The following is a 21412-nucleotide window of genomic DNA, read 5'->3' as shown; positions in this document are numbered from 1 at the left end:
GACGAGTCTAGGACCACGCCCGTCGCCACGGAGAGCCGTGAGGTGCCCGCGGGCCTACTTGAAGAAGGCGATGCCGTCGTCCGGCATGTCGTCCGGGAGGGCCTTGGCCCAGCGTTCGACGTCCTCGGGGGTGACGACCTTCTTCAGGTGGGCGGACATGTAGGGGCGCAGCTCGACCTCGGGGGTCTGCTTCTCGCCGACCCACATGAGGTCGCTCTTGACGTAGCCGTACAGCCGCTTGCCGCCGGTGTAGGGGCGGGCGTCGGCGGTCCGGGCGACGGCGTCCGTGACCAGGTCGATCTGGGGCTTCTTGGCGGCCATCTCGCCGTACCAGATCTCGATGGTGCCGTCGTCGCGGGTCATCGTGACCTCGACCTTGCGGTCGCCGTCGATCCGCCAGAAGCCGGACTCGGTCTCCAGCGGGCGGACCTTGTTGCCGTCGTTGTCCAGCACCCAGGTACGGGAGTGGTACTCCAGGAAGTCCCGGCCGTCGTGGGTGAAGGTGACTTCCTGGCCGAAGTTGCACTTCTCGGAGCCGGGGAAGTCGTGCACGCCAGCGCCGGCCCAGTCGCCGAGGAGGAAGGCGAGCGGGACGAGGTCCTTGTGCAGGTCGGACGGGATCTCGATCATGAGCGGAGCTTTCCTGGTGGGAGGGTCAGCGCTGGCCCTGGTACAGCTTCTTCACGGTCAGGTAGGCGAAGGCGAGCACGCCGACGCAGACCAGGACCAGCAGGGTTTCGAAGAAGATCTCCACGGGTGCTCCTTGAGCGAGGGTGGGCATACGACAGAGCCGGGCCCCAGCTTACGCGGCCGGGCCCCGGCTCTCTTTCCGAGGTGGGCCTCAGCCGAGCAGCTGCTCCTGGAGCACGACCGTCTGCTGGAACGGCACCGTGTGCGTGCCGCCCTTTCGCGACTGCACGACGAGCCCCAGCACGTCCCCGGCGACCAGGTACGCCTGCCGCACGTTCTCGGCGCCGAACGGCGTGGTCTCCTCGTACGCCGACACCGACACGTTCGGCACCGCGGCACGCCCCGGGAGGTCCTCCGCCACCGTGCTGGGCGCCCCGCGCAGGACGTACGGCGCCTGGTCGGAGCCGGCGAAGTCGGTCTGCTGGACGTCCCCGGCGATCAGGCCGGTGCCGAACTGGAGCAGATAGATCCGGGTGCGAGTGCCGTCCGGCGTGGTCCAGCCGCGGGCGGCGATGTGCCGCAGTCCCTGGTCGGTGAACGTGCCGGCGAGGGCCTCCCGGTCCTGCTTGGTCGCGTACTCCGCGAGGAACGTCCCCGGCTTCACCCATCCGTGGTCTCCCGCCAGCGCCTTGTCCGCCGTGGCGCCCTTCGGCGCGGGCAGCACCAGCCGGCGCAGGTCGGCGTAGTGGGCGGCGGCCGTGTTGGCGGCGGCGAAGGGCGCCGGGCGGCCGGCGGGCAGCGGCGGGCGGACCAGCTCCGGGTAGTCCCAGCGGCCGTCCGAGGCGGTGGCGAGACCGGGCACGTCGGTGCGCTGGATCCGTGTGACGCCGTACGCCGTCCCGGCACCGCACACCGCGAACACGGCGACGGCGGCGGCCCAGCGCAGCAGCCCGCCGAACCGCCGGCGCTCCCGGACACCCGTGTCCGCGCCCGCCGCGTCCGCGCCCCTCGTGTCCGCGATCCCCTCGGCCCGGAGCCCCGCGTCCTCCTGCCCGGCCACGACCTGCTCAGCCATACGGCCCTCGACCTCCTGCTCACTCATACGGCCTCCCCCGGGTCCTTGTCCTTGACGCGGTCCAGCTCGCGCCCGATGAACAGGGCGATGGCGGTGCCGTCGAGCGGCCGGTGCCCGGAGACCTGGACGCCCACCAGGACATCGCCCTCGGCGGCGGAACAGAACATCCGGTCGAGCTTCTCCCCGTCGTCCTTCGGCATCAGGAAGCAGGCGGCCTCCTTGTGCCCCTGGATCGCGGGCCCCTTGCGGAAGACGTCAAGGACGGAGAACAGCGCCTTCTGGCTCGCGTCCATCGCGCGCACAGAATCACGGTTTTCCATCCGCATGAGCTGAAAGTCGATGACGAACGAGTGCCGCCCGTTCACCGACCAGGAGTCGATGCTCGCGTAGCTGCGCATGGCCATGCCGCTGATGTGCTGCTTGTCGATCAGCTCGTCGAGCTTGCGCCGCGTGTCCGCCGGCCAGTCCGTGACCGCCTGCTTGCGCAGCGCGGTGGCCTGGCGTCCGCTCAGCTCGACGTCCGAGCCGTACCCCTCGATGTCCGGCCCCCGGCCGTATCCGTACGCGCCCTGCGTGTACGGCAGCAGCATCTCTCGGAGCCCGGGCGCCTCCTGCCCGCTCCCCTTCGCGGCGGCCGCCGGCGGAAACCTCCACCCGGGCGCACCCGGGTCCCGGTCGGCCCCCGCGACGACCACGGCGGTGGACGCGATCCCGGCGACGACCGCGACGGCGAGCGCGCCGACCCGGATCCGCTTGCCCACTGTCCTGTTCACAGCCGTCCCACCTGCCGCTTCGCCAGATCCATGACCGTCTTCATCGGCACCGGTTTCGAGCCGTAGACCCAGATCTCCATGAGGATGCCGCCGCGCGAGGCGATTGCTTCGCCCAGGTACGACGACCGGTGCCCGGCCTCGGCCTGCGGCCGGTGATGCGTGTACGCCATCCCGTCCCCGGTACCCGGCACCGACAGGTCTTCGGTGTCCGGCTCGATCGACGCCCAGTACTGCTCGTGGTCCGCCTCCTCGTGCGCGGCCATCTTCGTCTCCTGGCGGTACTGCACGAGCCTGATCTCGATGTCGTAGCCGCCGTCGGCCTGCCAGCTGGTGACAGCGGCGCGCCGGAACTCGTCCACCAGCTGGTTCTGGAAGGCCGCGGCGGGGTCCTGGAAGTCACCCGCGTACCCCGCGAGGTCCAACCAGCCGTCCGTGCCCTCGGCCAGAACGCTGCCCCGCGCCCCGCGCGGCTTCGGCAGCAGCAGCTTGCGCAGATCCCCGTCGGTCCTGACCTGCCGGTCCTCGGCCGCGGTCAGCACCGGAACCGCCCCCTTCCCCTGCCGCAGCACCGGCTGCGAGAGCGGCGGCAGCTTCGTGGGCACCCGGCCGGCCTGCACGACGTAGCCGACGCAGCCCCCCGCCACGATCCCGAGGGCGGCGGCCGCGGCGATCAGCGCGGCGGTACGAGCGCGTCGCCGCACCGGGGCCACGGGTCTCTCCCCCTCGCCCTCCTCCGTCGGCCCGGCTTCCGGGCCCGGCTTCTCCCGTGTCTCCAAGACATCCCCTCCCGTACGGAACGCGGGATCCGATGGCCCGCGCACGCACAGCAGACCCATGGCATGTGCATGGAGTTGTAGGCGGAGGGATCACGATTCGGGAAAGCCAGAAGGCGCCCGGACGCGCCCGGACGTGCCGAAGGGCCGCACCCCACCTGGCGTCCAACCCAGGGGTGCGGCCCTTCCGCGTCGTCCGCCGGTCAGACGGCGATGGCGACCTCCGCGAGCCCGCCCTGCTGCGCGACGACCGTGCGGTCGGCGGAGCCGCCGGGCACCAGCGCGCGCACGGTCCACGTGCCCTCGGCCGCGTAGAAGCGGAACTGGCCGGTCGCCGAGGTGGGAACCTCCGCGGTGAACTCGCCGGTCGAGTCGAGCAGCCGGACGTAGCCCGTCACCGGCTCGCCGTCGCGGGTCACCTGGCCCTGGATCGTGGTCTCACCGGGCTTGATCGCCGAGGCGTCGGGGCCGCCGGCCTTCGCTCCGCACATGCTGTTTCTCCAGAGGTCGCTTGGGGTCGCTTACTTGTTGGCGCCGAGCTCGATCGGCACGCCGACGAGCGAGCCGTACTCGGTCCAGGAGCCGTCGTAGTTCTTGACGTTCTCCACGCCGAGCAGCTCGTGCAGCACGAACCAGGTCAGGGCGGAGCGCTCACCGATGCGGCAGTAGGCGATCGTGTCCTTGGCGAGGTCCACGTTCTCCGCGGTGTACAGCTCCTTGAGCTCCTCGTCCGACTTGAACGTGCCGTCGTCGTTGGCGTTCTTCGACCACGGGATGTTGCGCGCGCTCGGGACGTGGCCCGGACGCTGCGACTGCTCCTGCGGCAGGTGGGCCGGGGCGAGCAGCTTGCCGGAGAACTCGTCGGGGGACCGCACGTCGACCAGGTTCTGGACGTCGATGGCCTTGACGACGTCGTCGCGGAAGGCGCGGATCGCGGTGTTCTGCGGCTTGGCCTTGTACGTGGTCTCCGGGCGCTCGGGGACCTCGTCGCCGGCGACCAGCTCGCGGGCGTCCAGCTCCCACTTCTTGCGGCCGCCGTCGAGGAGCTTGACGTTCTCGTGGCCGTACAGCTTGAAGTACCAGTAGGCGTAGGAGGCGAACCAGTTGTTGTTGCCGCCGTAGAGGATCACCGTGTGGTCGTTGGCGATGCCCTTCTGCGACAGGAGCTTCTCGAAGCCCTCCTGGTCGATGAAGTCACGGCGCACCGGGTCCTGGAGGTCCTTCGTCCAGTCGATGCGGATCGCGTTCTTGATGTGGTTCTTCTCGTAGGCGGACGTGTCCTCGTCCACCTCGACGATCGCGATGGTCGGGTCGTCCAGGTGCTCCTGCAACCAGTCGGCGTCGACCAGGACGTCGCTGCGACTCATGCTTTCTCCTCCGGGGCAGTTACGGCGGGGCGTGCGAGTGCGAAGGGGCGCGCGCTCGGGGTGCGGGCGGCGCACGGGTGCCCAGCAGGGCGGGGGGAATGACGCGGAAGCGGGGCTCCCGATCAGAAGGGGCGACAGAGCATGGCGGCTACGCGGCACAGGTCGACTGCCCGCCGCTTCGTGAGATCCGCCTGACGCTTCATGGCCTCGATCGTAGGTACGCGGAGGCGCGCGTGTCACCGGTGTGTCGTATGGCGAGACAGGATCGTCCGAATGGCGGGATGAAGAAAGCGCCCGGCGGCCGTGGAAGGGGCCTTCGGGCGCTCGGGTGCGCTCTCACATCTGCGGTACGGACGTCACCGTCTCGCCTGTCGGACGTACGGCGCCCATCCGGGCCGTTTCGCGGCCTCTACCCCGCCAGCTTGACGTCGGAACCCTTCACGCTGATCTCCACGCCGTTCCGCGCGGCCTCCACCTTGTCCAGCTTGATGCCGCCGGGCAGCTGGTCGACGACCTGCTGGAAGTCGGTGATCGTACGGACGCGTTCCTCGGCGAGTCCGAGCCCGGCGACCGAGGGGAGGGAGTCGGCGTGCACCTCGACCTTGTTGTTGACGACGCTGACGGTGCTCAGGACGGAGACCGTGCGGTCGACGGGGATGGCGCCGGCGATGGTGCCGTTCACCTTGACGGCGACCTTGATCTTGCCGTTGCCGCCGTCGGAGAGGCCGACGACCTTGGCCTGGATGCCGAGGCCGATGTCGGTGGGCTGCGACTTGGCGGTCTTCAGCAGCTCGTCGTACGAGATGGTCGCGGTGCCGGTGGCGCTGGAGGCGGTGGCCGAGCTGTAGTCACCGCTGAAGGAGACGCCCTTCATGTCGGCCTTGAGGTCGTCGACGCGGATCGTCTTCCCCGCCTGTCCGGTGGCCGCGTCGTAGCTCTTGATCCCGACCTCGACGTCGTCCAGCGAGCCGCCGGCGACCTGGGTGAGGAACGGGAAGCCCTTGATGTCCACGCTCGGGGTCGTCGACAGGTTCTCCGAGGACTTCAGTTTGTCCGCGGCCTCCCCCTGGGCGAAGTGCACCGCCACCCGGTCCACGATCACGAACAGCCCGCCCAGGATCACGACGACGATCAGCAGTATTCGCAGGGCGCGCATGTGGTGTTTCCCCCCGGTCGGCGTAGGTCACGGCTACGCAACGGTAACGCCGCGGGGCTTCGGGCAGGGTAAATGTCGATCACTTGTGACAGGGCACGCAGTGGGACGGCAATCCGAGGGCCCCTCTACGGCGCTGAAGTCGTACGCGGCGGCGCCGAACGAGGTGACCCGGCCTACCCTGGAGGCATGTACGCACGGCGACGTCACGTGTACTTCGCCATGATGGGGATCTGTATCGGTCTCTTCGTCCTGGCGTGGGGAGTCGTACGGATCTGGTCCGTCCCGGCGGCCGTCGGCATGTGTGTCGTCGCCATGGTGATCCCGCCGGTCGCCGCGATGATCGCGAACCGGCGGGGGCCGGAGGACCGCTGGTGGGACGACCCCTCCGGCGATCCCAAGTCCGACGAGTGGTGGGACGAACTGGACGGCAAGAAGCGTCCGCGCCCCTGAACCACTCGACTAATAGACGAGCGCCTGCGCGTCGTCGGCCAGCGCCTCCTGCACGAAGACCTGCGCACCCGCGATGCGCACACCCTCCAGCACGTCCTTCTCCGTGATCTCCCGCCGGGCCGCGCACTGGGTGCACAGCGTGACGCGGCCGGCCGCGAGGACGGAATCGATCAGATCGGGCAGCGGAGCGGCGTGCGGCAGCTCGAACTCCGCGGCCCGCCCCGGCAGTGCGAACCAGGACGACTCCCCGGTCAGCCACAGCGAGACATCGACCCCGCTGGCCACGGCCACCGCCGCCACCGTGAACGCCTGCGAGCAGCGCTCGGGGGCATCGGCCCCGGCCGTCACCTTGATCACGAGCTTCTTCGCCATGCGGGAAGCGTAGCCCGCGGCGCGAGCGCGGCTCAGACCGCCACCACGGCGATCGTCACCAGCAGGCTCGCCAGGCTGAGCACGGTCAGCGCACCGCTCATGAACGCGCCGTCGACTTTGCGGGCACGGTGGCGACGGCGCGGTACGGCCTCGGGGGCGGGCGCCACGAGTACCGCGGGCGGCAGCGGCCAGTGCGCCGGCGACCGGGGCGTCGGCGGGAACAGCGGCGGCGGGATCGCGTAGCCGGGGTTCAGCGGGGCGCGGTCCTCATTGCGCGTCGTGGGCCTGGTCACGGGCGGTGCTCCGCCCTCTGGTGCCGGCGCAGCAGCACGTTCGCGTCCGCCTCCGCGCTGCGGTCGCACTCCGCCCGCGCCACCTCGCGCCGCTCCGCGAGCGCCAGACACGCCGAGCAGCCCGGCACCGGGCGGGGCGGTCGGCTCAGGTCGTCCGGGTCCGGCGGCGCCGCCAGCGCGCGCTCGTTCGCGATCCGCACCTCGGCGCTGAGGCGTGCGCGGTCGTAGAGGTCGGCTCGGGCCGCCGGGGTGACCGGATTCGTACTCACCTGATTTACTCCTTTGCTCCAACTTCTATACGAAATGAGCCAGTTGCACTACTCTGCGTATTCCTGGCCTGATACGAGGATGGCCCAGCGCGACGGCGGAAACGCATGGAACGGCGCCTTGTGCCAGGCCGCGCGGGCCATGTGCCACAAATTCCACAAACCGGGGAGGGTGCGGTGCCGCAGCGACGGGCGACCACGGGTCGCAGCCAGGAGCCGAGGGCTCGCTTCATCGAGGAACTGCGGTTACTCAGGGACGAACGCCAGCTGACCTTCCGGGCGTTGGCCGCGCAGGTGGGCTGGGACCCGACCCTCTTCAGCAAGATGGAGAAGGGCCAGTCGCTCGGCGGCCCGGAGACGGTGGCCGCGCTGGACACGTTCTACGGCACGGGTGACAAGCTGCTCACACTGTGGGAGCTGGCGAAGGCGGACCCGACGCAGTTCAAGGAGCGTTTCCGGCGGTACATGTCGCTGGAGGCCATAGCTCTCAGCATGTGGCACTACGGCGGCAGCGTCCTGCACGGTCTGCTTCAGACCCGCGAGTACGCGTTGGAGTTGCTCGCAACGGGCGGCCTCACCCGCAATGAAGTGGAGCAGCAGGCTGACGCACGTATGGACCGCCAGAGCCTGTTGCACGGGGAATGCGCCTCACCATTTCGCGTCATCCTTTCCGAGGCGGCGCTACGGAACTCGCTGCGCGATCCACAGATGTGGCGGCGGCAGCTGGAGCACCTGGTGATGCTGTCGGAGCGCCCGAACATCACCCTTTACGTGCTGCCGTTTGGCGCCGGGCTGCATGGTCTGATGGACACCGCTGTGACATTCCTGCGGCTCCCGGACGGCCGTACCGTCGCCTACGTGGAGACCGTCGTGAGCGGCGAACTCATCGAGGACGCAAACGGAGTTGAGGACCTACAGCGCAGATATGATGCGATTCGCGACGCGGTCCTGGATCCTGCTGCCTCGCGGAAGTTCATCTTGCGGATGCTGGAGGAAGCGCCATGCGAGCCATCGATCTGAGCAGCCTGACGTGGCGTAAGAGCAGCTACAGCAACTCGGAAGGCGGTGCCTGCGTCGAGGTCTCCGACGATCTCCTCCACACCGCCGACTGGCGCAAGAGTTCCTACAGCAACCAGGACGGCGGCGAGTGCCTGGAGTTCGCCGACAACCTCCCCCTCATCCCCGTCCGCGACAGCAAGGACACCACCCGCACCCCCCTCCTCTTCACCGCCCCCACCTGGGCGGCCTTCGTGAGCGGGGTCAAGGCCGGGCAGTAATCCGACCTCAGACCGCTGGAGAAACCGCCGTGCGATTCATCGACCCGAACGCGATCACGTGGCGTAAGAGCAGCTACAGCAACCAGGACGGCGGTGCCTGCGTCGAGGTCTCCGACGATCTCCTCCACACCGCCGACTGGCGCAAGAGTTCCTACAGCAACCAGGACGGCGGCGAGTGCCTGGAGTTCGCCGACAACCTCCCCCTCATCCCCGTCCGCGACAGCAAGGACACCACCCGCACCCCCCTCCTCTTCACCGCCCCCGCCTGGAAGGCGTTCGTGGACGGGGTCAAGCAGGGCTGATGCCTAGCTGCCAGGACTCGGTGGACGGGCTGTCCAGCCAGGCCCGTTCGCCGGTGGCACTCACTGTCAGGCCGAAGCGGTGGACTTGTACCAGCCGGCGCCCTCGGCCAGGGCGTGACCGGTAAGGCCCGCGTCCTTCCTGAGCTCCCGCAGCCGACCTACGGGATCCGGTAGTCCTCGTGTGGGATCGCCCGCTCCCACACGGCGTCGAATGCCGACGCGCACAGCTTCGCCACCTCGGGACGCTCGTCCAGCTCCGGGCCGGCCGAACCTCCGTCACCGGTGAAGTGGTTCCACATGATCACGCGTCCGTCGAACAGCCAGAAGTCGTTGCCGGGGAGCGCGATGTCCGAGGCCTGTCGGCGGGGCAGCCAGCGGACCGTCTCTCCCGCCGCCACGTTCTGGTACGTACAGGCGTGCTCGTACCGGATGTAGTCGCTCACCGGCTCGGACACGATGCGCGCCCTGCGGAACGCGACCCCTCGGGCCGCCGCGTCCCGCACCCAGGTGTGGAAGTCGTTCCACCACGTCTGCGGGTCCGGCTCGGGCCGCCAGCCGGAACGCCATCGCTCGAACTCGGCCGCCTCCTCCCCGATCCCGTAGGAGTCGCGCATCTCCAGATGCACGGCCGAGTGCCGCGTCTCGGCAAGCAGATCAGTGAACGCCGAGTCGGTCCGCGACATCACACGCCTCCCTCAGCGCGGGCACCATACGGATGGGCAGCCGTATGAACCGTAAGGCCATGACCGCCTCCGCCTCCTGTGGTCTCCACGACGTGCGACGACCATCATCCGGCAGCGGAGGTCGGTCAAGAGCGCCCTTCGCCTCAGCGGTGAAAGGCCCTAGCCCAGCACCCGCCCCAGCGCCCACACCACCGGTGCCGCCGCCGACAGGGGGAGGGCGACGCCCGCGGTGAAGTGGACGAAGCGGGAGGGGTAGTCGTAGCCGGCGACGCGGTGGCCGACCAGGGCGCAGGCGCCGGCCAGCGCGCCGAGGAGGGCGCCCCGGGTGCCGAGGCCGGTCATGCCGCCCACCGCGATGCCCGCGCCCGCCGCGGCGAGCAGCGCGACCACGACCGACGCGGGGGTCGGCAGGGGCAGCGCACGCGCCAGCGCGGCGACCGCCACCGCGGCCGCGCCCACCGAGGTGGCGTGCGGGTCGGCGCCCAGGTAGCCGGTGGCCAGGATCGCCAGGGCCGCGGAGGCGACCGTCGCCATCAGGCCGTACATCCGCTCGTCCGGCGAGGCGTGCGAGCGGAGCTGGAGGACCAGGGAGAGCAGGACCCACACGCCGAGGGTGCCCAGGATCGCGGCGGGGGCGTTGCCCCGGCCCGCGGCCAGGACCGCCACGTCGGCCACCAGGCCGCCCGCGAACGCCAGCGCGATGCCCTGCCGGGCCGGCCACATGCCGTTCAGCCGGAACCAGCCCGCCGCCGTCACCGCCTGGAGCAGCACCAGCGGGACGGCCAGCGCGTACGAGCCGAGGCCCGCCGCCGCGGCCAGCAGCAGGCCCAGCAGCGCGGTGAGCAGCGCCGGCTGCATGCCGGGCTCGATGATCGGCGAACGGCCCTCCAGGCGGGCCCGCTGCGCGTCGGTGATCCGGGAGTTGCCGGCGAGCGTCGCGGGGCCGTACGAGGGCTCGTCGCCCGACGGCTCCCCGGCGGCCCCGGCCGGGGACTCGGGCGCGGAGACCGGCGCGGCCTGCGTGGGGCCCGCCACCGGCTGCGGCTGCGGCTGCGGCATCGGCCCAGGCTGCCCCGCCTGCTGCTGCCCCGCCCACTGATGCTGCGGCTGCGTCCCCTGCCCGCCCTGCTGGTACCCCTGACCCTGGTCCGGTCCCGGATAGCCCGTCACCGGTGGCAGGTACGCCGTCGCCTCGGCCGCCGGCTGGACCGGTGCGTGGGTCTGGGTCTCCCAGGTCTGGCCCTGCCAGGTCTGGGTCTGCTGGGGGTCGTAGCCGCCCTGCGGGGCGGGGTGGCCCGGCCAGTCCTGTGGGGGCGCGGGCTGCTGGTAGGGGTCGTAGCCCTCGTAGGGGCCGCCCTGATACGGCTGGTCGGTCATCGACTCACCCTCCTGCGAACGGCGGGAGCACCTCGACCGTGCCGCCCTCGGCCAGCCGTACCGTCTCATGCGCGCGCGTGCCGACGGGGTCGCCGTCGATCAGGTAGGAGCAGCGCTGGAGCACGCGGGTGAGTTCACCGGGGTGCCGGGTGCGGACGGCGGAGAGCGCGTCGGCGAGGGTGGCCGCGTCGTACGGCTCCTCGGCGACACCGGCCGCGGCCTTGGCGGCGGCCCAGTAGCGCACCGTGACCTTGGGCATCTGGTTCCTCAATCGACGGCTGGTAAAAGTCAGTAAGTAACGGAAGCCAGGCTAGCCGCAGCGGCGGGCGGCCCAGTCCCCGATGCGGTCCACCAGGGCGTCGTCCGCGGCGTGCTCCGCGTGGCCCATGCCCGGCTCCAGCCACAGTTCGGCGTGGCCGCCGGAGGCGTCGGCGAGCATCCGCGGGTGGTCGAGCGGGAAGTAGCCGTCCCGGTCGCCGTGCACGATCAGCAGCGGGGTGGGGGCGATCCGGGGGACCGCCTCCACGGGCGAGAGCGGTATGGGGTCCCAGTCCCGGTGGTGGATGCGGGTGCGCAGGCCGTAGCGGCCGACCAGGCGGCCCTCGGGGCGGGTGACCAGCCAGTGCAGCCGGCGCATCGGGGCGGTGCCCCGGTAGTACCAGCGGGCGGGCGAGCTGACCGCGACCACCGCGTCCACCGTGCCCGGACGCAGCGCCGCATGCCGCAGCACCACCGAGGCGCCCATGGAGAAGCCGACGGTCGCCAGGCGCCCGTGCCCGAAGCCGCGTGCCCAGGCGACGGCGGCGGCGAGGTCGAGGACCTCCTTGTCGCCGACCGTGGAGCGCCCGCCCGAGCGCCCGTGGCCCCGGAAGGAGAAGGTCACGACGGCACCGTAACGGGCGAGCCCGGCCGCCACCCTTCGCACATGCGGACGGTCCACGTCCCCGGTGAAACCGTGCGCGATCACCAGGACGGGAGCGTCGGAGTCGTATACGGCCGCACCCGCGTCGTATACGGCCTCGACCGGGACGCCGTCCGCCGTGCGCAGGAATGTCCGGACAGGGCCTGGTCTGCCTGTCTCGGCATCCGGACGTACGGTGGAACCTGCCACATCTCCTGCCGGGCGATTGCTCATGTGGGCTATTCTGCTGGGCAGAGGACTCGGGCAGCGTCGCCACCGGGTCCTTTTGTGCTTTCGGAAGCGTTGTATACGGAGCGGCCCCTTCGGGTGCCCCCGGTGTACGGGCCTTCGGGAACGCAGAGCAGTGCCCGTCCGCACAGTTCTCGCAGGGACCGAGGAGGAACCAGACGTATGAGTTCTCTGCTGCTCCTGACCAACGCCCTCCAGCCGTCGACGGAGGTCCTGCCCGCCCTCGGCCTGCTCCTGCACAACGTGCGGGTCGCCCCCGCCGAGGGCCCCGCCCTGGTCGACACCCCCGGCGCCGACGTCATCCTGATCGACGGCCGGCGCGACCTGCCGCAGGTGCGCAGCCTGTGCCAGCTGCTGCGCTCCACCGGTCCCGGCTGTCCCCTGCTGCTCGTGGTCACCGAGGGCGGGCTCGCCGCCGTCACCGCCGACTGGGGCGTGGACGACGTGCTCCTCGACACCGCGGGGCCGGCCGAGGTCGAGGCGCGGCTGCGGCTCGCGATGGGCCGCCAGCAGCTCACGCACGACGACTCGCCGATGGAGATCCGCAACGGCGACCTCTCGGTGGACGAGGCGACGTACTCCGCCAAGCTCAAGGGCCGGGTGCTCGACCTGACCTTCAAGGAGTTCGAGCTGCTGAAGTACCTCGCCCAGCATCCGGGCCGGGTCTTCACCCGCGCGCAGCTGCTCCAGGAGGTGTGGGGCTACGACTACTTCGGCGGCACCCGGACCGTCGACGTGCACGTACGGCGGCTGCGGGCCAAGCTCGGCCCGGAGCACGAGTCGCTGATCGGCACCGTACGGAACGTCGGTTACCGGTTCGTCACCCCCGAGAAGGGCGACCGCGGCGGGGACGAGGCCAGGGCGAAGGCGAACCGGGCCAAGGCGGACGAGGCGGGCGCGGCCGGCGCCCCGGTTGGTGCCGAGGTCCACGCGGACGCCTGACCCTCCACACCTTCCGACGGTTTCCCGCGTACAGCCGGGGTGTGGAACACCCTGCCCGAGCTGGGTCAATCCGCGTAGACTCCGCGCGTGGCCAAGGTGACTCGGGATGATGTGGCGCGGCTGGCGGGGACTTCCACCGCCGTCGTCAGTTATGTCATCAACAATGGACCCCGGCCGGTCGCCCCGGCCACGCGCGAGCGTGTCCTCGCCGCGATCAAGGAGCTGGGGTACCGCCCCGACCGGGTCGCCCAGGCGATGGCGTCCCGGCGCACCGACCTGATAGGGCTGATCATCCCGGACGCCCGCCAGCCCTTCTTCGGGGAGATGGCGCACGCCGTGGAACAGGCCGCCGCCGAGCGCGGCAAGATGGTGCTCGTCGGCAACACCGACTACATCGCCGAGCGCGAGGTCCACTATCTGCGGGCCTTCCTCGGGATGCGGGTCTCCGGGCTGATCCTGGTCAGCCACGCGCTGAACGACCTGGCCGCCGCCGAGATCGACGCCTGGGACGCCCGCGTGGTGCTGCTGCACGAGCGGCCGGAGGCCATCGACGACGTCGCCGTGGTGACGGACGACCTCGGCGGCGCCCAGCTCGCCGTGCGCCACCTGCTGGAACACGGCCACCCGTACGTCGCCTGCATGGGCGGCACCGCGGACACCCCGGCCGTCGGCGACCCGGTCTCCGACCACGTGGAGGGCTGGAAGCGGGCCATGGCCGAGGCGGGCCTGAGCACCGAGGGCCGGCTGTTCGAGGCGCCGTACAACCGGTACGACGCCTACCGCGCGGCCCTGGACATCCTGTCCGGGCCCCAGCGCCCGCCGGCGATGTTCTGCTCCACCGACGACCAGGCGATCGGCGTGCTGCGGGCCGCCCGCGAGCTGCGCATCGACGTGCCCGGCGAGCTGGCCGTGGCGGGCTTCGACGACATCAAGGAGGCCGCGTTCGCCGACCCGCCGCTGACCACGGTCGCCTCCGACCGCTCGGCGATGGCGCGGGCGGCGGTCGACCTGGTGCTGGACGACGGGCTGCGGGTGGCCGGGTCCCGGCGCGAGCGGCTGAAGACGTTCCCGTCCCGGCTGGTGGTGCGCCCCTCCTGCGGATGCGCGCACTGACAACGTCGTCGGCGCCTTCTGAGAGGCCGGTGAGAGCCCTCGCCGAGCCCCGAGGGGCGTCTTTATATCGGGCAAACGAGGTTCTGCCGGGCTTCTCAGCACGCACTCAGGAAGCTCTCATGGTCGCCGGGGAGGCTTCTTCCATGACCGAGAGCTTCCGCCGCAGCGGCGAGTACGACTACGACCCGCAGGGTCCGCACCGTCAGAGTCACGGCTACTCCGCTCCCGTGAACCCGGAGTGGCCGCCCCCGCCGGCGTACGAGCCGGCGGCCACGGCCACCTCGCCGCTGCCGCCCGCCGGACCGGAGGCGGCGCCGGAGCCGGGGCGCAAGCGGGCCCGCGGGCCCGTGGCCCTCCTCGCGGCGGTCGCGCTCGTCGCGGCGGCGGTCGGCGGCGCCACCGCGTACGGTTTCCAGGAGCTGGCGGGCAAGAGCGACGCGACCGCCACCGGGACCAGCACCGCCGTGGTGCCGGCCGGCAAGAAGGGCAATGTCGCCGCGATCGCGGCCGCGGTCAGCCCGAGCGTGGTGGAGATCAACGCCACCCTCGCCGACGGCTCCTCCACCGGCTCCGGCGTGGTCATCTCGTCCAAGGGCGAGGTCATCACCAACAACCACGTCATCGCGGGCGCGCAGTCGGTCAAGGTGCGCACCAGCGACGGGCACAGCTACACCGCCGACGTGGTGGGCACCGACCGCTCCAAGGACCTCGCGCTGATCAAACTCGAGGGCGCCTCGGGGCTGCGGGCGGCGAGCCTCGGCAACTCGGACAGCGTGCAGGTCGGCGACTCGGTGGTGGCGATCGGCTCGCCCGAGGGCCTGACCGGCACCGTCACCAGCGGCATCGTCTCGGCGCTGGGCCGGGATGTCACGGTGCCCACGGACGAGAGCCAGGGGCAGGGCCAGGGCGGCGACGGAAGCTGGCCGTTCCAGTTCGGCGGACGCGAGTTCAACGGCGACACCGGCTCGTCCACCACCACGTACAAGGCGATCCAGACGGACGCCTCCCTGAACCCCGGCAACTCCGGCGGCGCGCTGATCGACGCGGCCGGCAACATCATCGGCATCAACTCCGCGATGTACTCGTCGAGCCAGCAGGCGTCCTCGTCCTCGGACGCGGGCAGCATCGGCCTCGGCTTCGCGATCCCCGTCAACACGGTCAAGTCCGACCTGGCCAAGCTGCGCTCGGGCGGGCGGAACTAGGGCCCCACCGGGGCTCGCAGGGCCCCACCGGGGCCTCACGCGGGCCCCACCAGGGCCGCACACCGGTCCCACCGGGGCCGTCCAGTGTCACTCGGGGTGTCTGGAGGAACATCATGATCCAGCTGACTTTCCACCGGGAAGCGGGCCTCGGCCCGGCCGATCTCACCCTCGCCCTCGCCGTGGCACGCCGGCTGCACGCGCCGGCCGCCCCCGAGCCCCGCGCCGCGGAGATCGCCCCGGCGCACGTCCCCCAGCTGATGGGGCTGCGCCGCAGCGCATCGGACCGGCACCACCGCCGGGGCCACAAGGTGCCGCTGCACCGGCTGACCGCGATGCGCAATCTCGCCGCCCTCACGGCCTGACCCCCGGCATCCGTGCCGCCCGGCCCGGCACCATGGCAGGCTGGAGGACAGCTCACCATCCACCACAGGACCCATCCCCCCGAGGAATCGCGAGCATGAGCCCCGCCGAAGGCGACCGTGACACCCAGCGCATCCTGATCGTCGACGACGAGCCGGCCGTACGCGAGGCGCTCCAGCGCTCCCTCGCCTTCGAGGGGTACGACACCGAGGTCGCCGTCGACGGCGCGGACGCGCTGGAGAAGGCCGCGGCGTACCAGCCGGACCTGGTCGTCCTGGACATCCAGATGCCCCGGATGGACGGTCTGACGGCGGCCCGCCGCATCCGCGGCGGCGGCGACACCCTGCCGATCCTCATGCTCACCGCCCGCGACACGGTCGGCGACCGGGTGACCGGCCTGGACGCGGGCGCCGACGACTACCTCGTCAAGCCGTTCGAGCTGGACGAGCTGTTCGCCCGGATCCGCGCCCTGCTGCGGCGCAGCTCGTACGCGGCGGCCGTCTCCCCGGCGGCCCAGGCGGACGAGGCCCTCACCTTCGGCGATCTGCGCATGGACCTCGCGACCCGCGAGGTCACGCGGGGCGGGCGGCAGGTCGAACTGACCCGCACCGAGTTCACGCTCCTGGAGATGTTCATGGCGCACCCGCGCCAGGTCCTCACCCGCGAGCAGATCCTCAAGGCGGTCTGGGGCTTCGACTTCGAGCCGTCCTCCAACTCGCTGGACGTGTACGTGATGTACCTGCGGCGCAAGACCGAGGCGGGCGGGGAGCCCCGGCTGGTGCACACCGTGCGGGGCGTCGGCTATGTGCTGCGGCAGGGCGGCGCCGAGTGAACAAGCTCGTACGGCGCTACCGCTCGCTGCCGATCAGGGCCCGGCTGGCCGTCCTGGTCGCGGCGGCGGTGGCGTTCGCGGTCGCGGCGGTGTCGGTGTCGTGCTGGTTCATCGTGGAGAAGAAGCTCTACGACGAGGTGGACAACCGGCTGATGAGCATAAGGCCGTTCTCCCCCGACTACGCCACCACGCTGCTGGCCGCCTGCCCGCAGGCCCCGGCCACCATGGTCGGCCGCTCCCCGGCCTTCGTGTACCTCCAGATGGTGACGGTCGACGGCAAGTTCTGCGTCGTACCGGACTCCGACGGCGTGCTGAAGGTGACGGCGACGGACAAGAACGCGGCGAAGGGCATGGACTTCCGCAAGCGTCTCTTCTACGACAGCTCCGACAGCGCCGGAAACGATGTGCGGGTCATGGACATGGCCATCCCGACGGGGCCGGGGGAGACCTACCCCGGCATCGTCGTGGTGGCCGCCATCTCCCTCAAGGACACCCAGAAGACGCTGGACGACCTCGCGCTGATCCTGCTCCTCGTCTCCGGCGTCGGCGTGCTGGGAGCGGGCGCCGCCGGGCTCGCCGTGGCCCGCGCGGGCCTGCGCCCGGTCGACCGGCTGACGGAGGCCGTGGAGCAGCTGGCCCGCACCGAGGACCTGACCATCCGCATCCCCGTGGAGGACGACAGCGACGACGAGGTGGCCCGGCTGTCGCGGTCGTTCAACTCGATGACCTCCTCGCTGGCCGGGTCCCGCGTGATGCAGCAGCAGCTGATCGCGGACGCCGGGCACGAGCTGCGCACCCCGCTGACCTCGCTGCGCACCAACATCGAACTGCTCACCCGCAGCGAGGAGACCGGCCGTCCGCTCCCGCCGGAGGACCGCAAGGCCCTGCTCTCCTCGGTGACGGCGCAGGTGACCGAACTGGCGTCGCTGATCGGTGACTTGCAGGAGCTGTCCCGGCCGCAGGGGCAGGGCGGCGAGCAGACGCAGATCACCTCGTTCCAGGACATCGTGGAGGCCGCCCTGCGCCGGGCCCGGCTGCGCGGCCCGGAGCTGACCATCACGGCGGACCTGGAGCCCTGGTACGTGTACGGGGAGCCGTCCGCGCTGGAGCGCGCCGTGGTCAACATCCTGGACAACGCCGTGAAGTTCAGCCCCGAGGGCGGCACCATCGAGGTCCGGCTGACCGGGGGCGTGCTCACCGTGCGCGACCACGGTCCCGGTGTCCCCGAGGACGAACTCCCGCATGTCTTCGACCGGTTCTGGCGCTCCCCCGGCGCCCGCGCGCTGCCCGGCTCCGGCCTCGGCCTGTCCATCGTCGCCCGTACGGTCCAGCAGTGCGGCGGCGAGGTCACCCTGGCCCCGGCACCGGGCGGCGGCACGGTGGCGACCGTACGACTGCCGGGAGCGCCGGTGCCCCCGCCGGAACCGGCCGCGAACGAGACGGCCGGACAGCCGTAACCGGCCCCGGCGGCCCGGAGCGCACCTCGGCACAGGACCACGTCCGCTCGGCGGCATCACCGACGTCACCGCCCCCGGCCGGCCCCTCGTGCACCGCCTGTCCGGTGCGCATGCCGGGACGGACAAGCCGGCCATGGACACCTTGAGCGCCTTCCCGCGGCCCTCGGGATGAACACCGGGGCGGGCCGCCGGCCGGTGTTCTCGGCGGCGCCGGTGACCGCCCCGTACTCTCGTACGCATGAGCAGCGACGACACCGTACGGGCCTTTCCCGCCCGCTCCATCGAGACCCTTTCCGCGCTCACCCCGGACCAGGCCGAGGCCGTGCTCACCCTGCTCGGCGAGGCCGCGGGGGTCGACGGGCAGCAGCCGGTGTCCGAGCAGGGCCGCCTGCAACTGCGCGGGGGTGCCCGCGAGGGCGTCTCGCACCTACTGCTGACCGTCGACGGCCAACTCGTCGGCTACGCCCAGCTGGAGGACACCGACCCGGTGGAGGCGCCGGCCGCCGAACTCGTCATCCACCCCGCGCACCGCGGCCACGGACACGGCCGCGCGCTCGGCACGGCCCTGCTCGCCGCCTCCGGCAAGCGCCTTCGGGTGTGGGCGCACGGCGGACACCCGGCCGCCCGCCATCTCGCCCAGGTGCTCGGTCTGACCCTGTTCCGCGAACTGCGCCAGATGCGGCGCGAATTGACGGGACTTGAGCTGCCGGAGCCGCAGCTGTCCGAGGGCGTGAGCGTGCGCGCCTTCGAGCCCGGCGAGGACGACGCCGCGTGGCTCGCGGTCAACGCGGGCGCGTTCGCCCACCACCCGGAGCAGGGCTCGCTGACCCAGCGCGACCTGGACGACCGCAAGGCCCAGCCGTGGTTCGACCCGGCCGGGTTCTTCCTCGCCGAGCGGCGCGGGGAGCTGATCGGCTTCCACTGGACCAAGGTGCACGCGGAGGAGGGTCTCGGCGAGGTCTATGTGCTCGGGGTGCGCCCCGGCGAGCAGGGCGGCGGCCTGGGCAAGGCGCTCACCACCATCGGCCTGCGTCATCTCGCCGCGCAGGGCCTGCCGACCGCGATGCTCTACGTCGACGCGGACAACAAGGCCGCGGTCGCGGTGTACGAGCGGCTGGGATTCCGCACGTACGAGACGGACCTGATGTACCGCACCGAGACGTGACATAAGGGGCATCAGGCACCTCAAGGGGCGGTCGCCTTGACGGCCGCCCCTTCTTCGCATCACCCTTTCACTACTCAATTAGTGAAAGGGTGATGCACGCGTGGTCGAATACCGCATCGACCGGCACAGCGGTGTCGCCACGTACGTCCAGATCGTCCAGCAGACCAAGCAGGCCCTGCGCCTCGGTCTGCTGCGCCCCGGCGACCGGCTGCCGACGGCCCGCGAGGTCGTCGAGGCCACCGCCATCAACCCCAACACCGTCCTCAAGGCCTACCGCGAGCTGGAGCGGGAGGGCCTGGTCGAGGCGCGGCGGGGGCTCGGCACCTTCGTGCGCCGAGCGCTGGGCACCGCTCCCGCCGACTCCCCGCTCCGCGCGGAGCTGGAGGACTGGGCCCGCCGCGCCGGCGCGGCCGGCCTGGAGCGGGAGGACGTGGCCGCGATCTTCACCGCCGTACTCGACAAGCACTTCCAGGGAGATCCGTCATGAGCAGCGACACGGCCCTGCGGGCCGACGCTCTGGGCAAACGGTTCGGCCGCCGGGGCGGCTGGGCCCTGCGGGACTGCGCGTTCCGCCTGCCGAGGGGGCGCGTGTGCGCCCTCGTGGGCCCCAACGGGGCGGGCAAGTCCACCCTGCTGGCCCTCGCCGCCGGGCTGACGACCCCGACCGAGGGCACCCTCAGCGTCCTCGGCACCACCCCCGCCGAGGCCCGCCCGCGGGTCGGCTACGTCGCCCAGGACAAGCCCCTGTACCCGCAGCTCACCGTCGCGGAGACGCTGCGCATGGGCGCCGACCTCAACCCCGGACGCTGGGACGCGGACCTCGCCGGGCACATCGTCGGGAACCTGGACGCGGCCGCCCGCATCCGCACCCTCTCCGGCGGCCAGCGCACCCGTGTCGCGCTCGCCCTCGCCCTCGGCAAGCGCCCCGAACTGCTGTTCCTGGACGAGCCGATGGCCGACCTCGACCCGGTGGCCCGGCACGAGCTGATGGGCACGCTGATGGGCCAGACCGCGCTGCACGGCACCACCATCGTGCTCTCCTCGCACGTCATCGCGGAGCTGGAGGAGTCCTGCGACCATCTGCTGCTGGTCACGGGCGGCCGGATCCGGCTGGCCGGCGAGATCGACGAGCTGCTCGCCGCCCATCTGCGGATCAGCGGCGCCGCCGCGGGCGCTGACCTCGGCCCGCACACCGTGATCGAGTCCCACGTCACCGGCCGCCAGCTCACCGCGCTGATCCGCCCGGCCGGACCGCTCGCCGGCGACTGGCGCACCACCGCGCCCTCCCTGGAGGAGCTGGTCCTCGCCCACCTGCGGGGCCCCGGCGCACCGAACCCCACGAAGGAGCGTGCCGCGTGAGCGCCGTGACCCTGACCGCCGCACCCGCCGACCGGCCCCGGCAGATCCGCTGGCTGCTGCGCCTGCACCGGCCCGCGCTGTACACCTGGGGCGTGCTGTGGCTCGCCCTGGCCGCCCTGCTGATCGCCCTCTCCGGCCCGCTCGCGGAAGCGGCGGCCGAGGGCTGGCGGCAGTACGACGCCTGCGGCATGAGCGAGCGGTGCAGCTACGACCAGGCCGCGATCATGCACTACAAGGACTACTACAACTACGCCACCATCGCCCTGAACGTGCTGCCCTTCCTGGTGGCCGCCTGGGCGGGCGCCGCGCTGACCGGCCGGGAGCTGGAGTCCGGCACCGCCCGCCTCGCCTGGACCCAGGCCACCTCCCCGGCGCGCTGGCTCGCGGTGCGCCTCGCCGTGCCGGCGCTCGGCGTCGCCGTCTGCACCGGGCTGCTGGCCTGGCTGCACCACCGCGCCTGGGCCGCGGGGCAGGGCCGGATCGACTCCGCCAAGGAGTGGTACGACCGCTTCACCCTGCACGCCAACGGCCCCATCGAGGTGGCACTCGCCCTCGCCGGGCTCGCGGCCGGCGCCCTGGCCGGGCTGCTGCTGCGCCGGACGCTGCCCGCGCTGGTCGTCGGGGTGGCGGTGAGCGGGGGGCTGCTGGGGCTGGCGTACCAAGCGCTGCCGTACCTGTGGCCGGCGGTCACCCGCGAGAGCACGGTGAACCACGGCTTCGCCGGCCGCGGGCTGGTGGTCGACCAGGGCATGGTGACCCGCTCCGGCGCCCATGTGCCGATTCCGTCGTGCGGCACCCCCGCGTCGTGCGAGACCGCGTACGCGGGCTTCGCCGGCCGCTACAGCACCTACCACCCCGCCTCCCACTTCTGGGGGCTCCAGCTCGGCACCAGCGCGCTGTTCCTGGCCGTCGCCGCGCTGCTGGCCACCGGCTGCTTCCTGGTGCTGCGCCGGCAGACCGGGCCGCTGCGCACCGCGCGGGCCGCCGCCTGACGCCTTCTTCCACCGGGTGCGGGACCGTACGCTGCCGTACGGTCCC

At 71.8% G+C, this 21412-nt stretch carries 29 protein-coding genes; 14 read left to right on the top strand and 15 right to left on the bottom strand.

The window, feature by feature from the left end:
• Window positions 1-54 precede the first annotated feature (54 nt).
• The 8 genes from ACE4Q9_RS18145 to ACE4Q9_RS18110 all read right to left on the bottom strand — a co-directional run bounded on the left by ACE4Q9_RS18145 (window position 55) and on the right by ACE4Q9_RS18110 (window position 5774).
• Entirely contained in the window at window positions 55-630 is a 576-nt protein-coding gene (locus ACE4Q9_RS18145) for an FABP family protein (RefSeq protein WP_397985261.1), read from the bottom strand.
• 211 nt (window positions 631-841) lie between these two features.
• The gene (locus ACE4Q9_RS18140) at window positions 842-1732 is read right to left on the bottom strand and encodes a hypothetical protein (RefSeq protein WP_397985260.1); all 891 of its coding nucleotides are present in this window, start codon (window positions 1730-1732) and stop codon (window positions 842-844) included.
• On the bottom strand, window positions 1729-2478 hold the full coding sequence (locus ACE4Q9_RS18135) for a hypothetical protein (RefSeq protein WP_397985259.1): 750 nt from the start codon (window positions 2476-2478) through the stop codon (window positions 1729-1731). Before ACE4Q9_RS18135 ends, ACE4Q9_RS18140 begins: the two co-directional genes overlap by 4 nt.
• On the bottom strand, window positions 2475-3254 hold the full coding sequence (locus ACE4Q9_RS18130) for a hypothetical protein (RefSeq protein WP_397985258.1): 780 nt from the start codon (window positions 3252-3254) through the stop codon (window positions 2475-2477). The genes ACE4Q9_RS18135 and ACE4Q9_RS18130 overlap by 4 nt, the downstream gene beginning before the upstream one ends.
• 200 nt (window positions 3255-3454) lie before the next feature.
• Entirely contained in the window at window positions 3455-3742 is a 288-nt protein-coding gene (locus ACE4Q9_RS18125) for a DUF1416 domain-containing protein (protein ID WP_397985257.1), read from the bottom strand.
• Window positions 3743-3772: 30 nt separating this feature from the next.
• Window positions 3773-4618: a sulfurtransferase gene (locus ACE4Q9_RS18120; protein WP_397985256.1), complete on the bottom strand. Its 846-nt coding sequence runs from the start codon at window positions 4616-4618 to the stop codon at window positions 3773-3775.
• A 122-nt stretch (window positions 4619-4740) separates the two neighbouring features.
• Entirely contained in the window at window positions 4741-4821 is an 81-nt protein-coding gene (locus ACE4Q9_RS18115) for an Ms5788A family Cys-rich leader peptide (RefSeq protein WP_350751515.1), read from the bottom strand.
• A 206-nt stretch (window positions 4822-5027) separates the two neighbouring features.
• On the bottom strand, window positions 5028-5774 hold the full coding sequence (locus ACE4Q9_RS18110; RefSeq protein ID WP_397985255.1) for a DUF2993 domain-containing protein: 747 nt from the start codon (window positions 5772-5774) through the stop codon (window positions 5028-5030).
• A 186-nt stretch (window positions 5775-5960) separates the two neighbouring features.
• Between ACE4Q9_RS18110 and ACE4Q9_RS18105 the strand changes: the two genes are divergently transcribed.
• Window positions 5961-6224 (top strand): DUF3099 domain-containing protein, encoded by a 264-nt coding sequence (locus ACE4Q9_RS18105; RefSeq protein WP_397985254.1) that lies wholly within the window; start codon window positions 5961-5963, stop codon window positions 6222-6224.
• A 9-nt stretch (window positions 6225-6233) separates the two neighbouring features.
• Here ACE4Q9_RS18105 and ACE4Q9_RS18100 read toward each other — a convergent pair whose 3' ends face one another.
• From ACE4Q9_RS18100 to ACE4Q9_RS18090, 3 genes are read right to left on the bottom strand one after another with little or no spacing between them, the layout of a single operon-like run.
• On the bottom strand, window positions 6234-6596 hold the full coding sequence (locus tag ACE4Q9_RS18100) for a DsrE family protein (RefSeq protein ID WP_397985253.1): 363 nt from the start codon (window positions 6594-6596) through the stop codon (window positions 6234-6236).
• Between the two features lie 32 nt (window positions 6597-6628).
• Entirely contained in the window at window positions 6629-6889 is a 261-nt protein-coding gene (locus ACE4Q9_RS18095) for a hypothetical protein (RefSeq protein WP_397985252.1), read from the bottom strand.
• Window positions 6886-7158 carry a hypothetical protein gene (locus tag ACE4Q9_RS18090; RefSeq protein ID WP_397985251.1) on the bottom strand — a complete coding sequence of 91 codons (273 nt, stop codon included), beginning with the start codon at window positions 7156-7158 and terminating at the stop codon, window positions 6886-6888. The genes ACE4Q9_RS18095 and ACE4Q9_RS18090 overlap by 4 nt, the downstream gene beginning before the upstream one ends.
• Window positions 7159-7332: 174 nt before the next feature.
• Between ACE4Q9_RS18090 and ACE4Q9_RS18085 the strand changes: the two genes are divergently transcribed.
• Genes ACE4Q9_RS18085 through ACE4Q9_RS18075 form a run of 3 tightly spaced genes read left to right on the top strand, consistent with a single transcriptional unit; the run spans window position 7333 to window position 8734 of the window.
• Complete coding sequence (locus ACE4Q9_RS18085) at window positions 7333-8175, top strand: helix-turn-helix domain-containing protein (RefSeq protein ID WP_397985250.1); 843 nt, start codon at window positions 7333-7335, stop codon at window positions 8173-8175.
• Window positions 8157-8432: a DUF397 domain-containing protein gene (locus ACE4Q9_RS18080; RefSeq protein WP_397985249.1), complete on the top strand. Its 276-nt coding sequence runs from the start codon at window positions 8157-8159 to the stop codon at window positions 8430-8432. Before ACE4Q9_RS18085 ends, ACE4Q9_RS18080 begins: the two co-directional genes overlap by 19 nt.
• Window positions 8433-8461: 29 nt before the next feature.
• A complete protein-coding gene (locus ACE4Q9_RS18075; protein WP_397985248.1) occupies window positions 8462-8734 on the top strand; it encodes a DUF397 domain-containing protein in 273 nt (90 codons plus the stop codon).
• A 158-nt stretch (window positions 8735-8892) separates the two neighbouring features.
• On the opposite strand, the gene ACE4Q9_RS18070 is transcribed toward ACE4Q9_RS18075, so the two are convergent.
• The 4 genes from ACE4Q9_RS18070 to ACE4Q9_RS18055 form a co-directional block, all read right to left on the bottom strand.
• A complete protein-coding gene (locus ACE4Q9_RS18070) occupies window positions 8893-9417 on the bottom strand; it encodes a DUF6879 family protein (RefSeq protein ID WP_397985247.1) in 525 nt (174 codons plus the stop codon).
• Window positions 9418-9576: 159 nt separating this feature from the next.
• Window positions 9577-10794 (bottom strand): hypothetical protein, encoded by a 1218-nt coding sequence (locus tag ACE4Q9_RS18065; protein WP_397985246.1) that lies wholly within the window; start codon window positions 10792-10794, stop codon window positions 9577-9579.
• Window positions 10795-10798: 4 nt separating this feature from the next.
• Window positions 10799-11053, bottom strand: coding sequence for a MoaD/ThiS family protein (locus ACE4Q9_RS18060; RefSeq protein WP_397985245.1), 255 nt, complete (start codon window positions 11051-11053; stop codon window positions 10799-10801).
• A gap of 51 nt (window positions 11054-11104) precedes the next feature.
• Complete coding sequence (locus ACE4Q9_RS18055) at window positions 11105-11929, bottom strand: alpha/beta hydrolase (RefSeq protein ID WP_397985244.1); 825 nt, start codon at window positions 11927-11929, stop codon at window positions 11105-11107.
• 177 nt (window positions 11930-12106) lie between these two features.
• On the opposite strand from ACE4Q9_RS18055, the gene ACE4Q9_RS18050 reads away from it, so the two are divergent.
• The 10 genes from ACE4Q9_RS18050 (at window position 12107) to ACE4Q9_RS18005 (ending at window position 21366) form a co-directional block, all read left to right on the top strand.
• Window positions 12107-12886, top strand: a complete 780-nt coding sequence (locus tag ACE4Q9_RS18050; RefSeq protein ID WP_397985243.1) for a response regulator transcription factor — start codon at window positions 12107-12109, stop codon at window positions 12884-12886.
• An 87-nt stretch (window positions 12887-12973) separates the two neighbouring features.
• Window positions 12974-13999 carry a LacI family DNA-binding transcriptional regulator gene (locus tag ACE4Q9_RS18045; RefSeq protein ID WP_397985242.1) on the top strand — a complete coding sequence of 342 codons (1026 nt, stop codon included), beginning with the start codon at window positions 12974-12976 and terminating at the stop codon, window positions 13997-13999.
• 143 nt (window positions 14000-14142) lie between these two features.
• A complete protein-coding gene (locus ACE4Q9_RS18040; protein WP_397985241.1) occupies window positions 14143-15201 on the top strand; it encodes a S1C family serine protease in 1059 nt (352 codons plus the stop codon).
• A gap of 113 nt (window positions 15202-15314) precedes the next feature.
• A complete protein-coding gene (locus ACE4Q9_RS18035; RefSeq protein ID WP_397985240.1) occupies window positions 15315-15563 on the top strand; it encodes a hypothetical protein in 249 nt (82 codons plus the stop codon).
• Between the two features lie 95 nt (window positions 15564-15658).
• Window positions 15659-16393: a response regulator transcription factor gene (locus tag ACE4Q9_RS18030; protein ID WP_037653459.1), complete on the top strand. Its 735-nt coding sequence runs from the start codon at window positions 15659-15661 to the stop codon at window positions 16391-16393.
• Window positions 16390-17850, top strand: coding sequence for an ATP-binding protein (locus ACE4Q9_RS18025; protein WP_397985239.1), 1461 nt, complete (start codon window positions 16390-16392; stop codon window positions 17848-17850). Before ACE4Q9_RS18030 ends, ACE4Q9_RS18025 begins: the two co-directional genes overlap by 4 nt.
• Before the next feature lie 238 nt (window positions 17851-18088).
• Entirely contained in the window at window positions 18089-19015 is a 927-nt protein-coding gene (gene mshD / locus ACE4Q9_RS18020) for a mycothiol synthase (protein ID WP_397985238.1), read from the top strand.
• Between the two features lie 100 nt (window positions 19016-19115).
• Complete coding sequence (locus ACE4Q9_RS18015) at window positions 19116-19502, top strand: GntR family transcriptional regulator (RefSeq protein WP_397985237.1); 387 nt, start codon at window positions 19116-19118, stop codon at window positions 19500-19502.
• Window positions 19499-20374, top strand: coding sequence for an ABC transporter ATP-binding protein (locus ACE4Q9_RS18010; protein WP_397985236.1), 876 nt, complete (start codon window positions 19499-19501; stop codon window positions 20372-20374). Before ACE4Q9_RS18015 ends, ACE4Q9_RS18010 begins: the two co-directional genes overlap by 4 nt.
• Entirely contained in the window at window positions 20371-21366 is a 996-nt protein-coding gene (locus tag ACE4Q9_RS18005; RefSeq protein ID WP_397985235.1) for an ABC transporter permease, read from the top strand. Before ACE4Q9_RS18010 ends, ACE4Q9_RS18005 begins: the two co-directional genes overlap by 4 nt.
• Window positions 21367-21412: the final 46 nt, after the last annotated feature.

Source organism: Streptomyces sp. AM6-12, from assembly GCF_044327085.1.
Lineage (GTDB): Bacteria > Actinomycetota > Actinomycetes > Streptomycetales > Streptomycetaceae > Streptomyces.
Note: the sequence above shows the minus strand (reverse complement) of the source record. Positions and strands in the feature narration are given on the sequence as shown.